Source organism: Lactobacillus hominis DSM 23910 = CRBIP 24.179, from assembly GCF_000296835.1.
GTDB lineage: Bacteria > Bacillota > Bacilli > Lactobacillales > Lactobacillaceae > Lactobacillus > Lactobacillus hominis.
In genome coordinates, this window is the sequence record NZ_CAKE01000010.1 from 47,069 (window position 1) to 62,251 (window position 15,183).

General features: G+C 33.9%; 11 protein-coding genes, 1 tRNA gene and 1 pseudogene. 8 read left to right on the forward strand and 5 right to left on the reverse strand.

The genetic code is table 11. The features are described from left to right. Window positions 1–38 precede the first annotated feature (38 nt). The gene (locus tag BN55_RS04695) at window positions 39–452 is read left to right on the forward strand and encodes an OsmC family protein (RefSeq protein ID WP_008470725.1); all 414 of its coding nucleotides are present in this window, start codon (window positions 39–41) and stop codon (window positions 450–452) included. A 73-nt stretch (window positions 453–525) separates the two neighbouring features. On the opposite strand, the gene BN55_RS04700 is transcribed toward BN55_RS04695, so the two are convergent. The 3 genes from BN55_RS04700 to BN55_RS10095 all read right to left on the reverse strand — a co-directional run bounded on the left by BN55_RS04700 (window position 526) and on the right by BN55_RS10095 (window position 3,964). Then, window positions 526–2,910, reverse strand: coding sequence for a Xaa-Pro dipeptidyl-peptidase (locus BN55_RS04700; protein WP_008470727.1), 2,385 nt, complete (start codon window positions 2,908–2,910; stop codon window positions 526–528). Between the two features lie 186 nt (window positions 2,911–3,096). Then, complete coding sequence (locus tag BN55_RS04705; protein WP_008470729.1) at window positions 3,097–3,609, reverse strand: hypothetical protein; 513 nt, start codon at window positions 3,607–3,609, stop codon at window positions 3,097–3,099. 49 nt (window positions 3,610–3,658) lie between these two features. Continuing rightward, a complete protein-coding gene (locus BN55_RS10095; protein ID WP_008470730.1) occupies window positions 3,659–3,964 on the reverse strand; it encodes a hypothetical protein in 306 nt (101 codons plus the stop codon). Window positions 3,965–4,155: 191 nt separating this feature from the next. On the opposite strand from BN55_RS10095, the gene BN55_RS04715 reads away from it, so the two are divergent. Continuing rightward, a complete protein-coding gene (locus BN55_RS04715; RefSeq protein ID WP_008470731.1) occupies window positions 4,156–6,690 on the forward strand; it encodes a M1 family metallopeptidase in 2,535 nt (844 codons plus the stop codon). Between the two features lie 80 nt (window positions 6,691–6,770). After that, window positions 6,771–6,844, forward strand: a tRNA-Arg gene (locus BN55_RS04720). A gap of 285 nt (window positions 6,845–7,129) precedes the next feature. Here BN55_RS04720 and BN55_RS04725 read toward each other — a convergent pair. Next, window positions 7,130–8,659, reverse strand: a complete 1,530-nt coding sequence (locus tag BN55_RS04725; RefSeq protein ID WP_008470732.1) for an L-lactate permease — start codon at window positions 8,657–8,659, stop codon at window positions 7,130–7,132. Window positions 8,660–8,917: 258 nt separating this feature from the next. On the opposite strand from BN55_RS04725, the gene BN55_RS04730 reads away from it, so the two are divergent. Together BN55_RS04730 and BN55_RS04735 are read left to right on the forward strand one after the other, a co-directional pair. Beyond that, window positions 8,918–9,619: an ABC transporter ATP-binding protein gene (locus tag BN55_RS04730; protein ID WP_008470733.1), complete on the forward strand. Its 702-nt coding sequence runs from the start codon at window positions 8,918–8,920 to the stop codon at window positions 9,617–9,619. 9 nt (window positions 9,620–9,628) lie between these two features. Then, entirely contained in the window at window positions 9,629–12,157 is a 2,529-nt protein-coding gene (locus BN55_RS04735) for an ABC transporter permease (RefSeq protein WP_040469295.1), read from the forward strand. A 174-nt stretch (window positions 12,158–12,331) separates the two neighbouring features. On the opposite strand, the gene BN55_RS04740 is transcribed toward BN55_RS04735, so the two are convergent. Then, complete coding sequence (locus tag BN55_RS04740) at window positions 12,332–12,727, reverse strand: GTP pyrophosphokinase (protein WP_008470737.1); 396 nt, start codon at window positions 12,725–12,727, stop codon at window positions 12,332–12,334. Between the two features lie 175 nt (window positions 12,728–12,902). On the opposite strand from BN55_RS04740, the gene BN55_RS04745 reads away from it, so the two are divergent. The 3 genes and pseudogenes from BN55_RS04745 (at window position 12,903) to BN55_RS04755 (ending at window position 15,167) form a co-directional block, all read left to right on the forward strand. Further along, window positions 12,903–13,517 carry a sugar O-acetyltransferase gene (locus tag BN55_RS04745; protein ID WP_008470738.1) on the forward strand — a complete coding sequence of 205 codons (615 nt, stop codon included), beginning with the start codon at window positions 12,903–12,905 and terminating at the stop codon, window positions 13,515–13,517. Between the two features lie 68 nt (window positions 13,518–13,585). Further along, window positions 13,586–14,218: a phosphatase PAP2 family protein gene (locus tag BN55_RS04750; protein WP_008470739.1), complete on the forward strand. Its 633-nt coding sequence runs from the start codon at window positions 13,586–13,588 to the stop codon at window positions 14,216–14,218. Window positions 14,219–14,357: 139 nt separating this feature from the next. Continuing rightward, window positions 14,358–15,167 (forward strand): annotated as a pseudogene (locus BN55_RS04755) (Cof-type HAD-IIB family hydrolase). Window positions 15,168–15,183: the final 16 nt, after the last annotated feature.

Here is a 15,183-nt window from a genome sequence, read left to right on the forward strand (position 1 = left end):
ATTATAGGTGTAAGCGATTTAGAAGAAAGGTGATTTTGATGAGTGAATATTTAGTAAAATCTGAATATACTGGTGAACCTTGGGCTGTACAAAATGTAACCCGTGATCATGAATTTTTCGCTGGTGAATCAGATGGCCGAGGTGGACAAGATGCAGGTCCAAATCCAGTAGAATATTTAGCTGGAGCTGTAAACTCTTGTATCGCCATTTCTGAAGCTATGATCGTAAATCATAATAGTTTAGACGTCTCTAATTTTAAAATTGAAACTAGAGCCTTTACGCGTGATTTAGGCCATGGTAAGAGCGATGTTAACGCAATGAGAATTCGTATTTCATTTGATAGCGATATGACAGGCGATGAACAACAAAAGTTCCTGGACCATGTATTGCAAGTTTCTACTGTATATCAAACTTTAGCTAAGAATGTTGAAATGGAAGTAAAGATTGTCTAATTTCTTAGCAAGTACATACAAAAAGCCACTGAGTTACTATATTTAAACTCAGTGGCTTTTGTGTAATTAAATTTTACATTTGACTGTAATGCAGTTGAGTGTGTTCTAAATCAATGGTGTAAGTTTCTGATTCAAGGGGACGTTTAGTCATAGCTTGATCAGTGGAATAAATTATCAAACCTAAGCGAGAATTGATTGGCATTCTGTAAAATGTAGGTTGCAACTTAAATTTAAGATCATAAAAAGTATCAGGAGTAATTTCTTTTGCATGCTTCATATCTGCATAGTTTTGAATGTTCATATGCGCTTTAGTAATTAATTTTGCGTGAGTCAATTTATCTGGAACAAATTCTTGCATAAATTGTGTACCAAAACGGTAGCCTAGTTCTTGAATTTCATCGCGGTAAAACTTAGGCGTCGGAGTTAATCGCTTGCGATCAGCTAATTCTACTAATGCTACAGAAATTTGACCTTTAGCTAGAGAAGAACTAACGCGTAATTGAATTTCAGGACGACCAACGATAGTTACTGGGTGAATAAATTCATCGCTGATAAATCTAAGTTGTTGATCTTGCCACTTTTCTTTACCGCAAATAAATTCATATTCCCATTGAGCTTCTGAAATTTTAGCTTCTTTGAAAACTTTTCCTCCGACATCAGTAAATGAAACTTTATTCTTGTTTTCACCGCCATCTTTGAGTAAGTCGCCATCTTTTTGTGGAAAGTAGGTTACTTGGCTGCCCAGTGCGTTACTCCAAGTTGGTTCTTCATGCCAGATGTCAGCTTCTAAGTTATCTTGAATCATGACATTTGCCCATTGATCATAAGCGTTGTTATCAAGATCTAATAATTCATGACAGAACCACATATTCATCAGGTCTGTAAAATCAATTGAAAGTAAATTATTCATGTTGTAGTGCGGACCTTGGTGTAAGAATAGGTGACTCTTAATAGGCAACTTAGAAATCTTTTGCCATAATTTGTAGACATTTTTAGGCTTAACATTCCAGTCGTTAAGTCCATGAACGCTAATCCAGGAACATTTAACATTGTCTAAGTGGTGACGGTAGTTGCGGGCGTCCCAGAAGTCTGAATATTGGCCAGTTTCGCGATCCGCTTTGGTTAGCAGCCGCTTTTGCATAGCATCAAATTCTGGCTTGATCTTTAAATAGCTGCCAGCGTCCCATAAATTAGATTGACAAGTCTCAGCAAGCATGTCTAAATCTTCACCTTGACATGCTTCAGGAGCTACAACCAGGCCGTGTTCGCGATAATAATCGTACCAAGAAGAAATTGCAGCTTCAGAAACTACAGTCTTTAACCCAGCTACGCCAGTAGTAGCAATGGCAATCTGTAAAGTTCCTAAATATGAGCGTCCTGTCATACCAATGTTGCCGTTGCACCATGAAGCTTTAGTTTCATGCTGGCGAGTACGGTCGGTATAAGCAATACGGTCCCCATGAAGCCATTCAATAACTTCTTTAGCACTTTCAGTTTCTTCAGGAGCACCAGTAATTCTTAATCCGTCACTTCCGCGAGTTCCAATTGCTCCAGAATATACATTGGCAAATCCGCGAGCGAGCAAGTATTCATTTAAAGTATAAGCTGCTTTGTGAACAGCTTCTTCAGTTGAAGCTTGGTCTTCGCTAGAAGGTTTGGCTGCTTTAGCAGTTGGCATCGCTTGATATTCAGGATAGCTGGATTTTACAGAATCTTGCAAGTTAACGTCAACATTGTGATTACGTGCTTCATTTGCGATAATTCCGCCAAAATAAGGATCTGCTGTATATAAAGCAGGGAATTGGAAATTATTAGATTGAAATGGTCTAAAGACAGTAACTTGTAGTAAATCAGGTTTTCCGTCGTTATCGGTATCAAGATCAGATTCGACATAAACGACTTCACGAATAACTTTAGTCATATCAAAAGTTGGCAAAGATTTACCGTTGAAGTACATAAATTTATCATTGCCATAAAATTGGGTGAAATAGCCTTTGCCAGCCATTACATCAATAAAAGTTTGACCATTTTTGGCACGAGTATTAAGTAAACGATAAAATGCCTTTATAATATCGTCTTTGTCAAAATCTTCTTTTTCAAAATAAGGCAAAGCATTTTGCTCCATGCGCTTAAATGGATCGTCTAAGTCATAGTCGTATCCAACATGATAGCCTAAAAGCTGTAATGCAACATTATAGAAAGCTTTATTTGGCACTTTAGTTGGATTTGTAGCCAAAAAGTCAGTTAAGCTGGTTTGCGAATTCACTGCAAATTCAGCCAATTTTGCTTTTTTTGCACCATATGTTTTAGCTTCTACAATTGCATTTTCGACTAATGTTTCAAATAAATCGCTAATTGAACTGTCTTGCCAGTTATCTGGTAAAAAGTTAATTTCCTCTAATTCCTTAATTTGATCGCTATAAGAAGTTTCTTGATAGGCATATTGATTGTATTTCATAGAAAAATTCACTCCTTTTTAATTCTTACAGTTTGATTTTACTAGTTTTGCGAATATAAAAGAAGGATTAGAAACCCAAGAGTTTAATTTATTTTAAAACCTTTAGAAATATATGGAAAAATTTGTCTAAGAATCTTTTTAAGATTTGTATTAAATAAATAATTTTATAAATGTTGAAATTTGATTCTAGTCAATCTTTTTCTCAGTATATTCATTCCCAGATTGATAATCGTCAAAATCTTTACCATTAAGGTGAAAGTGTTCGCCGTAAACTAAGTTAATAATTTTGGGATTTCGATTATCTTCTAGACCAAAGATGACATAATCAGTCCATTTATTTCTACTAAAACTTGTATCAAAATCTTGATTAAATTGAATTTCTTTATCTTTGCCTAACACAGTTAATTTAGCAAGGAGCAAGCTTTTATCAAGATGTGCTACTTCTTCAAAAATCACAGAATCAACGACTGTTTCGTCAACTGTTCCAGAATTTCTCTTAAGTTCAATTTCTTTGACCATTGCCTTATAATAGTTTCGATCAAGATACTGCTTTAGACTTTTAACTTGATAATTAGAGTTAACATATTTTTCTCGCAATAACTGACTATATAGGAACTGCGCTTGAATGTAGGCTTCTTTATAGGCCGTGAAATCTTCTTTTGGATCAGGTTTAATTAATTTGATATTAAGGCGACGCAATAGGCGCTGGTACTTATCTAATCTTTGATTAGGATAGAAAAGTTTATAATTATTGTCGCCAGAATTTTAAGCATGAAATCAGAAAGAGCAACAATAATGTAAGAACGAAAAAGATGAGTACTAAAATCACGCAGCCGCCTAATATACCACCAATAGAAGAATTGCTGCTATCACTGCTGTCAGATGAAGTGTAGCTAGGACCACCGCCACCTGAAGAACCACCAGTACTGTGGCCACCAGCAGTTGATCCCATTGAAGCAAAAGCGGGGTGAGAGAAATGAGTATTAGTTGTAGTAATACCGATGCCGAGTAATAGCATACAAGCAAAGATAATTATTTTAACTTTCTTTATCATAAAAATCACCCAATAAATAAAACGCGTTATTTATGATTTAACTAAATATGAATAAAAATTACAAATTAAGATTTAAAGAAGTTTTTTAGATTTTGATGAATATAACTAAAATATTTTTAATTCAAAACTGGTAAGTAAGTTTTTTATTTCTTATAATAAATAATTAAGAAATAAAAAATGGAGGTTTATTTATGACAGAAGTTAAACGTTTTTACGAAACTTTCCACCCAGAACATTATGATGTTTATTTAGATATTAGCCGTCAAAGCAAAACTTTCTCAGGAAAAGTTACTGCTAACGGTGAAGCTCAAGAGGAATTGGTTAAATTTAATCAAAAATTCTTAAATATTACTGCCGTTAAAGTTGATGGTCAAGATGTTGATTTTGATTTTAACGATAAAGAAGAAGTAATTAATATTAAAGCTGAAAAAGTTGGCAAGATGAAGATTGAGGTTGACTTTGCAGGTAAGTTGACTGATTCAATGATGGGAATTTATCCATCATATTACGAAGTTGATGGCATTAAAAAGCAATTAGTTGGTACTCAATTTGAAACTACCTTTGCTCGTCAAGCATTCCCATGTGTGGATGAACCAGAAGCAAAAGCAACTTTCTCATTAGCAATTAAGTTTGATGAACAACCAGGTGAAACCATTATTTCTAACCAACCAGAAGAAAAGGTTGAAGATGGAGTTCATTATTTCAAAGAAACTGTTAGAATGTCTAGCTATTTAGTTGCCTTTGTCTTTGGTGATATGCAAAAGAAATTGACCAAGACCAAGTCTGGCGTTGAAATTGGCGTCTTTGCTACTAAAGCACATAAACCCAAGGAATTGGATTTTGCCTTAGATATTGCTAAGCGCTCAATTGAATTTTATGAAGATTTCTATGAAACACCATATCCATTAGAGCATTCATACCAAGTTGCTCTTCCTGACTTTTCAGCAGGTGCTATGGAAAACTGGGGCTGTGTAACTTATCGTGAAGCATACTTATTGCTTGACCCAGATAATACTTCACTCGATATGAAGCAATTAGTTGCAACTGTCATTGCTCATGAATTAGCTCACCAATGGTTCGGTGATTTGGTAACTATGAAGTGGTGGGATAACTTATGGCTTAACGAAAGTTTTGCTAATATGATGGAATATGTAGCTATTGACGCTTTGGAGCCAAATTGGAAGATTTGGGAAATGTTCCAAACTTCGGAAGTTCCTGCTGCTCTTCAAAGAGATGCTACTGATGGTGTTCAATCAGTTCACGTTATGGTAAATGATCCTGCTGAAATTGATGCCTTGTTTGACTCAGCTATTGTTTATGCAAAAGGCTCAAGAATGTTAGTTATGGTACGTGCATTGCTCGGTGATAAGGCGCTTCGTGAAGGTTTGAAGAACTACTTTGCTGCTCATAAATATGGCAATGCAACTGGGGATGATTTATGGAAGGCGCTTGGCCAAGCAAGTGGTTTAGATATTGGTGCCATTATGCATTCTTGGTTAGAACAACCAGGTTATCCTGTAGTTAATGCGAAAGTGGAAGACGGTAAGTTAGTCTTAAGTCAAAAGCAATTCTTTATCGGTGAAGGTAAAGAAGTTGGTCGTAAGTGGCAAATTCCTTTGAATGCAAATTATGCAGCAGCTCCTCAAATTATGAAAGACGAAGAAGTAGAATTAGGGAATTATGCAGATTTACGTGCAAATAATGGTAAGCCATTCAGATTAAATGTTGGCAATAATTCTGACTTCATTGTTAAATACGACAGACAATTATTAGATGATATTTTAACTAATATTGATGATTTAGATGCAGTTGATAAGTTGCAATTATTGCAAGACTTTAGATTGTTGGCGGAAGGCGGACAAATGTCTTACGCTGAAATTGTGCCACTTCTTCCTAAATTTGCAGATTCAACTTCACCAATTGTAGCTAATGCTTTGTATCGTATTACAGCAAGCTTACGTAACTTTGTTGAGCCAGGTTCACAAGAAGAAAAGAACTTACGTAAGCTTTACAACTTGCTTTCAGAAAATCAAGTAAGACGTTTAGGCTATATGCCAAAGAAGAATGAATCAAATGATGATAATTTGCTTCGTCCAGTCGTAATTGGCGCATCTCTTTATGGTGAAAATCAGGAAACTATTAATAAATTACACACTATTTTCACTGAGAATAAAGATAACCTAGAAAAACTTTCTGCAGATATTCGTGCTAGTGTCTTAGATAATGAGGTAAGAAACTTTGGCTCAATGACTTTGCATGACCAATTGCTTCATGATTACGTTTCAACCAATGATCCAAGCTACAAGCAAGATTTATGCGGTGCGATTACCTTCACCAAACAACCAGACTTAATTGATGATATTGTTGATAAGTTTGAAGATTCTCAAGTAGTAAAACCACAGGATTTACGCGCATGGTATCGTGGTGTTCTTGCTAATAACTATGGTCAAGAACAAGCTTGGAACTGGATCAGACTTGAGTGGCAATGGCTTGAAGATACAGTAGGTGGCGATATGGAATTTGCTACATTTGTTACTGTAACTGCAAATGTCTTCCATACTAAGGAGCGCTTAGAACAATTTAAAGACTTCTTTGAGCCAAAATTAAATACTCCAGGCTTAACTCGTGAAATCAAGATGGATACACGTGTTATCGAAACTAAGGTTAACTTGGTTGAAAAAGAAGGCAGTGCTGTTAATAAGGCAATTGCTGAAGCTGTGAAGTAAGAAAATAAGTGATTTAACAAATATATTTTAAAAATTGTTTGACAAAAACAGGTAATATTACGTATAATATTATCTGTTCTGGTTCGGTAGCTCAGCTGGATAGAGCAACGGTCTTCTAAACCGTGGGTCGTGGGTTCGAATCTCACCCGAATCATTCAGTAAGCTTTTATCACCAAAAATAGAAGCTTGAGAAATTACTAACTTCCTTGATATAACAGCCTTTATGGCTGTTTTTCTTTTTGCATAAAAAAGTTATAGAGAAGCTAGAAAAGCTTAAAAAGGCTTTTCGTGATGCACACTTTGATGCACACTTTTTGCTACTTTTACAAAATTTAGCAAAAAGCACTATGAAAGCCGCTTACAATTATTAAGATTTGGTAAAGGATAATATAAATAAAAAGTAGCATTTTACTGCTACTTTTTTCAAATCTTATTATGACTAAAATTTCTGTAATAAAAGACCACTGACATAAAGATAGACGCAAATAATTACTAGGTAAAAACCAAACCATTTAAGCGCTTGTTTTAGGATAATACTTTCACTGCCTTCTTTATTAATGGCAGCTGATGCAACTGCAATACTTTGTGGAGAAATCATTTTTCCTGCAGTAGCTCCAACCATGTTTGAACTTACTATCCATTTTGTATCTGCTCCGAGAGATTTTGCAGCAGAGAGTTGTAAATTACCGAATAAAACATTAGCTGATGTATCTGAACCTGTAATAAATGTTCCTAGTGCACCTATTAAAGGAGCGACAAGAGGATAAAATGGTCCCATAATTTTGACAAGGCTAATTGCTAAAGTATGCGTCATTCCTGCATATCCCATGACTTTAGCCAAAGCCACAATGGAACAAACTGTAATTACTGTTTTCCATAATCCTTTAATAGTTGTTATTAATATTGCAAAGAGTTGCTTAAAATTAAAGCCTTGTATTTTGCCTCCAATTAAAGTTGCAATTAAGATAAGAGTACCAGGACTAGAAAGCCAATTAATTTTAAACGGTAATGCATTTTTTCCAGTATAAATTTTAATTGAGGTTGTAAATGAATTCAGAAAATGATTTATTGTTGGAAATAGTGAAGAGGCTAATAAAACGAAAACAAATACTAAGATAAATGGAGAACAAGCTTTAAAAAATTCAGTTGGCGAGTGCTTTGAATGGCTACTAACAGACTCCATTTTCTTTTTGTTTTTCCACTTAGTTAATAAAATGGTCGTTCCGATACAAATCAATGAGCCTAAAATTGCTGGAAGTTCTGCCCCAATAAACTTTGCGATAAAAATTTGAGGAAGAGCAAAAGAAAGACCTGCCATAAATGTGATAAATCCGACACCTTTGAGTGATTTAAAACCATTTCCAGTTAGAATAACCAAGATATAGGGAACTATGATCACTAAAAAAAGAAGTTGCAAAGTAACAGTATAAGAAAGAGATTTTTGTGGCAGCTGCGTTACGTTAGCTAAAGTAATGACTGGTAAGCCTACAGCGCCGAATGCAGTAGGTGTTGTATTAGCGATTAAACAAATAATAGCTGCTTTAATGGGTTCAAAACCAAAGGCTATTAAGATTCCTGCTGGAATTGCAACAGCAGTTCCAAAGCCAGCAATAGCTTCTAAGAAACCGCCAAATCCCCAAGCAATAATTAATACTAAAATGCGTTTATCTGTAGTTATTGAAGATAAAACATCTTGAATGACTCTAATACCACCTGATTTATTAGTTACATTGTATGTAAATAAAGCAGCAACAATTACATAGATAATCGGCCAGAGACCGAGTGCAATTCCATCCAGGGTTCCTGTAATTGTATCCAGAAAAGGTAATTTAAAACCATAAATGGCCAAAATTATTGTGAGAAGTAATCCAATACTACAGGCTAATGGTGCTTTTATTTTAAGAAAAACTAGGGCCAAAATTAACCAAATAATGGGAGTTAAAGCTAAGATAAAAGTTAATATGGACATAATTTGTACCTCATTCTTTAAATACAGATTATTTCATAGCTTTATCCTTCAATTTAATTATATATGTAAATAGAACTAAAAAGCTAGTGAAAAGAAATAATAAAATGCTGTTATACCAGTCTGCCAAACTGAAATTTCCTTCACAAACTTTTTTATAGCATGGAAAATACCCTTAAGTAATAGAGAATTACAATAAAATTCATAATTTTATGTCATACTAAAAGAAAAGGCCTACAATTGCAAAAAGGCGGTAAAATTATGGCATTCGTAGAATTAAAAAATATCTCAAAGGAATTTATCACAGGATCTACTACAGTTAAGGCAAACCGAGATATTTCATTTGAAATAAATAAGGGTGAAATAGTTATTATCCTTGGCTCATCTGGTGCAGGAAAATCTACTTTGCTTAACATCTTGGGTGGAATGGAGTCTCCTACAAACGGCCAAGCAATCATTGATGCACAAGATATCGCAAATTTTAATCAAAAGGCACTAACTAATTACCGTCGAAGCAAAATTGGCTTTGTCTTTCAATTTTATAATTTAATTCCAAATCTGACAGCTAAAGAAAACGTAGAATTAGCAGCCGAATTAGTAAAAAATCCACTTAATGCCCAAAATGTCTTAAATGATGTCGGCTTAAAAAATAGAATAAATAATTTTCCTAGCCAATTATCAGGTGGTGAGCAGCAAAGAGTTGCAATTGCTCGTGCTTTGGTAAAAAATCCTGCGTTGCTATTATGTGATGAGCCAACAGGAGCGTTGGACTATAAAACAGGTAAAAAAGTTTTGCAACTTTTGCAAGATCAGAGCAGAAAAAAGAATAAAACTGTGATTATAGTGACCCATAACGCAGCTCTTGCTCCGATTGGCGATAAAGTTATCAGATTACAAGATGGCAAGGTCAAGGAGATAAAAATTAATTCCCAACCAGCAGATATTGCGAGAATCGAATGGTAGGTGGGGATGATGTATAAAAAGATTTTATTTAAAGATGCTTTTCAGTCGCTAGGCGGTTCTCTTGGACGATTTATAGGCATTATGCTACTGATGATGGTTAGTGCATTTGCATTTATTGGCCTTAAAATGGCTGGACCTGATATGCGAACAAGCGCGCAAAATTTTTATAACCAAACCAATTTGGCTGATATGAATGTTTTAACCAATTACGGCTTAGATGCTGGCGATGTTGCCAAGATTAATCAGCAGGCTAGGCATGCTCAAGTAGAATACAGTTATTTGCAAGATACCACTATAAAAAATCATAAAAATGTTATTAGAATATTTAGCCTGTCGCAGTCTATTTCTAAGCCTGAATTACTTTCTGGTCATTTGCCTAAGAGAAATAATGAGATCGTTTTGAGCAACTTACAAAAAAATAAATATAAAATTGGACAAAAGATTATTTTAAATAATTATCAACTACTTAAAAATTCCAAGTTTAAAATTGTTGGTTTTGTTAGACCAAGTGATTACACAGACAAAACAAATATCGGTCAGACTAACATAGGAGCAGGTCAACTGGATGAAATTGCTTATGTTAGAAAAAATGCTTTTCGTAGTAAAAACTATCAAATAGCCAAAATTCGTTTTGAAAAAAGTAAGAAGATGGATTCATTTTCTGATACTTATCAAGATTTTGTTGATACTAAGAAAAAGTCTTTGGAAGAAAATTTGAAAAAAAGAGCTGTTCAAAAAAATAGTACTCTTCAAAGTCAAATTACACAAAATCAGCAAAAATTAGATTTAGCGAAAATGAACGGTATTAATGTGGTTAGTGCTCAGCCAAATTTAGATAGACAAAAGAGCCTGTTTAAACAATTAGGTCCAGTAAATTATGTGATTAATGATCGAAAAGCAGATAGTGGCTATGCTACATTTTATTCAAATGCAGAAAAAATTGAGTTAATTACTAATATCTTTCCTGTCTTCTTGTTTGCAGTGGCTGCTTTAGTCAGCTTGACTGCGATGACGCGTTTTATTGATGACCAAAGACAAAATATCGGTGTTTTACGTGCGCTCGGCTATACAAAGTTCGATGCCTGTTTAAAATTTGTTGTCTATAGTTTAATTGCAAGCATAATTGGTGTGGCAATTGGATCAATTGGTGGCTTTTTATGGCTACCAAAAATAATTTTTAATTCATATACGAGTAATTTAACCTTAACTAATTTTAAGGCTGGCTTTTCATGGTACTATCTGTTTTTAACATTTTTAATTGCAATCTTATGTACGACAATTGCTGCTTTAATCCAGTTAGTCTTTGTTTTAAGACAAAAGCCTAGCGAGTTGCTTTTACCTAAAGCACCAAAAAATGGCTCGCATATTTGGTTAGAGAAAATTCAGCCACTTTGGAATCGTTTGAACTTTAATTATAAAGTTACGATTAGAAATATTTTTCGTTATAAAGTAAAGATGCTGATGACAATTTTGGGAGTTGCGGGATGCACGGGATTGTTAATCATGGGATTTGGTATTAAAGATTCTTTAGTTGGAATTAGCCACAAGCAATATGGCGAGATTACAAAATATGATATTATTGCAATTCAAAAAAGTAACTTAAAGAGTTCAGAAAAAGATAAGCTAGAAAAAGTTTTATCTTCCAATCAAATTAAATCTCATACACCAATTTATCTGCAACAATTAACTAAAAGAATGGACAATACTGAACAAAGTATTTTCTTGCTTGTGCCACAAGATAGTTCTCAATTTGATAAATATTTTGTTTTAAAAAATAGAAAGTCCCAGAAAAAGATAGAGTTAAAAAATAATACCGTAGTAATTTCTGAAAAATTAGCTAAACTGTTAAATGCACACCCGGGAGGTCGCATTACTTTAAAACAAAATGATGGTAAAAATATTTCTTTAAAAGTTGGTCAAATCTGCGAGATGTATATGGGGCATTATATTTTAATGAATATGGCCACTTATAATAAATATTTCCACAAAAAAGTACGATTCAATAGCCAATTGATTAAAACAAATGCATCAAATCAAAATAAGGAAGTTGCAAGAAAGCTCTTAAAAACGCAGGCTATTCAAAGCGTTAACTTAAATACCAGTAATAAAAAGATCATTGATAATTTGGTTCAAAGCATGAATAAAGTTATGTTCTTATTAATTGCACTTGCTGCATTATTAGCGGTGATTGTGATTTTTACTTTAACTAGCGCCAATCTAGAGGAAAGAACGCGAGAAATTTCAACGGTGAAAGTGTTAGGCTTTTTCAACAATGAAGTGACGATGTATATTTATCGAGAAACTATTATTTTGTCGATTATCGGGATTCTAGTTGGCTTTTTAATCGGAAATTGGCTGCACAGCTTTATTATTGATAATTTAGCACCGCTAAATATGATGTTTGATCCACGAATGTTATGGACGAATTATCTTCTTTCCGCATTAATTCCAATCGTAATTACTTTAGTATTATCATATTTTGTTTATCGCAAAATTAAAGATATTGATATGTTAAAAGCACTGCAAGCTGTAGATTGATTTAACTTTTGATGATAAAAAGACTATTATATAGCTGACTGATCGAGTCCTTCCTCTTTGAGAAGTGTAACAATTTATTTTCTTCATATAGATCAATTGAAAAAGATCCACGGATAATTATGTTCGTGGATCTTTTTTGTCTTGCGTACCGATAATTGCTTGCTTTATAATATTTCAAAAAATAAAGTTAGGAAAGAAAATAATGAAGTGGTAAGAGCGATAGTCATTTGGTTTAGCATTTGTGATGTAGTCTTTTTTAGTCACAATTTCAATATCAGACATCTTCTCAATTAAATTAATGCAAGTATAAATATCGTCAATAAAGTTGCAGACTATTCTGACACAGATGCTGTCACGGTTTTCGCGTAAAGCTGAATAGGGAGTAACTGGCAAATTTTTTCTCTGGCATTTTTCAATCATGCTTTTTTGAGTTTTAATGCGCCCATTTAAATGTTCAAATAAATTTTCATGATAGTTTTCTTGATAACTCTTATTTAAGTTAACTAGTTGAGTAGTAAAATCATCCAAAATTTGATGCAGGGTTGGCTCATATTTTCCATAAATATTCAAATTAATCATCCTCATTACTTAGCTTTTATTTAAGTATTATATAGAAAAAATCTAAATTCAATCGAAAAAAGAGATCTTTGTAATATTTTATATTCATTAATTTTGTTGCTATTGCCATTATAACTGTTAAGCTAATTGTAAGTAGAATTTCTAAATAACTTGAGGAGATCATATTATGGAAGAAAATACTAAAAATATGTTAGCAGGTCGTCCTTATCGTCCAGATACTGATGAATTAAGTGGTTTTTCAAGTAGGGCTCATCGCTTATGTCGTGATTATAATTTGACTTGTGACGATGATCATTTGGAGCGCAAGATGATTATCGATAAGCTTTTTCCGGATCATGGACAAGGCGTTTATTTACAAGGACCAATTCAGATTGATTATGGGCGTTTTACGCATTTAGGCGATAATTTTTATGCTAATTTCAATTTTACCGTGCTCGACACTTGTCCGGTAAATATTGGTAACAATGTTATGTGCGGTCCTAATGTTACTTTGGCTACGCCGCTACATCCCTTGACTTACCAGCAAAGAAATAGTCGCATGCAAGACGATGGTAAGATAGCAGATATTGAGTATGGCGCACCAATTACGATTGGCGACAACTGCTGGCTAGCAAGCAATGTTACAGTTTGTGCAGGAGTGACAATTGGATCAGGCTGCGTAATTGGAGCTGGTGCAGTAGTAACTAAAGACATGCCAGATGATTCTTTAGTTTTAGGAGTACCAGCCAAGGCAGTAAGAAAAATAACTGCAGATGATCGATTGGATAATTATCCTTACTAAATCTATATGGAAAAAATATTTTGATGATGATAGAATAAAAGGCATCAAAATAGGGATCGAGAAGGTAAATGAAAAGATATAAAAACGCAGTCTATGTCGGTTTACCAATTTTTCTGATTTTTGCTATTTCTATTATGCTTAATGCAGGATGGATTCACTCATTTGATAGTTTCTTTCAGAATATGGTAAGAAGTATTCCAAATCTCAAAGATTTGATGCTTAAAATTACGCTCTTAGCGGCTCCAAAAGTTGATTTAATTTGGATGGTGTTAATTGCAGTTATTCTATGGTTTAAAAAGATGCGCCCTCTGGCCACGAGTATTGTTTTAACGCTTGTTTCAGCTGATGCTGTAGGCTGGATTGTTAAACATTTGATTCAAAGAAGTCGTCCGGTAGGTCATTTAGCAATTGATGATGGTTTTAGTTTTCCAAGTGGACACACGCTCGGGATGGGCATTATCGTTATTTGGTTAATGATGGTTTTAATTCCTAAATTGGTTAAGAACCGTACTTACCGCGTTTGGATTGATGTTGTTTTAGTTATTTGGCTAGTAATTGTAATGTATTCAAGAGTTTATGTTTTAGCTCACTATCCAACAGATGTTTGTGCATCAGTTGCACTTGCTTTAACTTGGGTAGGGGTTGCCCAGATCTGTCTTAAAGAGCTAGCTCATAAGCTATGGAATGTAGATATTTTATAAAAAGAAGAGTTCGTATCATTACTGATGCGAACTTTTTTCTTGTCTAAAACGACCTTAAGTATTTAATAAATTGACACTGATTGTTAGCCCTTACATGATATTATTAATATAAATAATTTGTCGAAAGGAAACAATTAATATGATTAAACTAGTGGCTTTAGATACTGATGGAACTTTGCTCAATTCTCAAAATAAAATTTTAGATTCTACAAAACAAGTCGTTAAAAAGGCTTTAGAGCAAGGAGTAAAAATTGTTCTTTGTTCAGGTCGTCCTTTTGCGGGATTAGAACCGTATATGAAAGAATTGGGCATCACTAGCACTGAGCAATATGTAGTAACGTTGAGTTGAGCAATCACGCGCAATGCTCAAGGAAAAGTTTTAACGCAAGATTTAATTTCAAATAAAAATTATAAAAAGTTAACTGAATTTGCTAGACAACAAAAAGTTCCTTTTAATATCGTGGATTCAGACTCTAGAATTATTACAGCTGATCGAGATGTAGACTACTTTGAATTATTGCAAGCTTGGGAAAATACAGCAGGGATGCTAATTAGAGATCCTAGTGAAATGCCAGAAAATTTTAAAATTTCTAAAGGGTGTTTTGTGGGCGATAGTGAAATTTTAAATGAAGTTGAAGTTAAATTAAGAAAACAATTTGAGCAAGAAATTTATATTGTTCGTGCTGATGATCATTTTTTAGAAGTATTAAATCCAAGAGTTAATAAAGGAAATGGATTGGTTGAATTAGGGCAAAAGATTGGTATTTCACCGAATGAAATGATGGCAATTGGAGATGAAAGAAATGATATTTCGATGTTTAAAGTCGTTGGAACTAGCGTAGTGATGGGCAACGGATCTGACGAAGCAAAGGAATATGCTGATTTTATTACAGCTTCTAATGACGAGGACGGAATTAAAGAGGCCTTTGAAAAGTATGTTTTAAGTTAATAATGTTGTCTTTATG

Excerpts from the sequence above, each read along its gene's own strand:
- BN55_RS04695 (WP_008470725.1), top strand. The coding sequence starts at position 39 with ATGAGTGAATATTTAGTAAAATCTGAATATACTGGTGAACCTTGGGCT.
- BN55_RS04700 (WP_008470727.1), bottom strand. The coding sequence starts at position 2,910 with ATGAAATACAATCAATATGCCTATCAAGAAACTTCTTATAGCGATCAA.
- BN55_RS10095 (WP_008470730.1), bottom strand. The coding sequence starts at position 3,964 with ATGATAAAGAAAGTTAAAATAATTATCTTTGCTTGTATGCTATTACTC.
- BN55_RS04715 (WP_008470731.1), top strand. The coding sequence starts at position 4,156 with ATGACAGAAGTTAAACGTTTTTACGAAACTTTCCACCCAGAACATTAT.
- BN55_RS04725 (WP_008470732.1), bottom strand. The coding sequence starts at position 8,659 with ATGTCCATATTAACTTTTATCTTAGCTTTAACTCCCATTATTTGGTTA.
- BN55_RS04730 (WP_008470733.1), top strand. The coding sequence starts at position 8,918 with ATGGCATTCGTAGAATTAAAAAATATCTCAAAGGAATTTATCACAGGA.
- BN55_RS04735 (WP_040469295.1), top strand. The coding sequence starts at position 9,629 with ATGTATAAAAAGATTTTATTTAAAGATGCTTTTCAGTCGCTAGGCGGT.
- BN55_RS04745 (WP_008470738.1), top strand. The coding sequence starts at position 12,903 with ATGGAAGAAAATACTAAAAATATGTTAGCAGGTCGTCCTTATCGTCCA.
- BN55_RS04750 (WP_008470739.1), top strand. The coding sequence starts at position 13,586 with ATGAAAAGATATAAAAACGCAGTCTATGTCGGTTTACCAATTTTTCTG.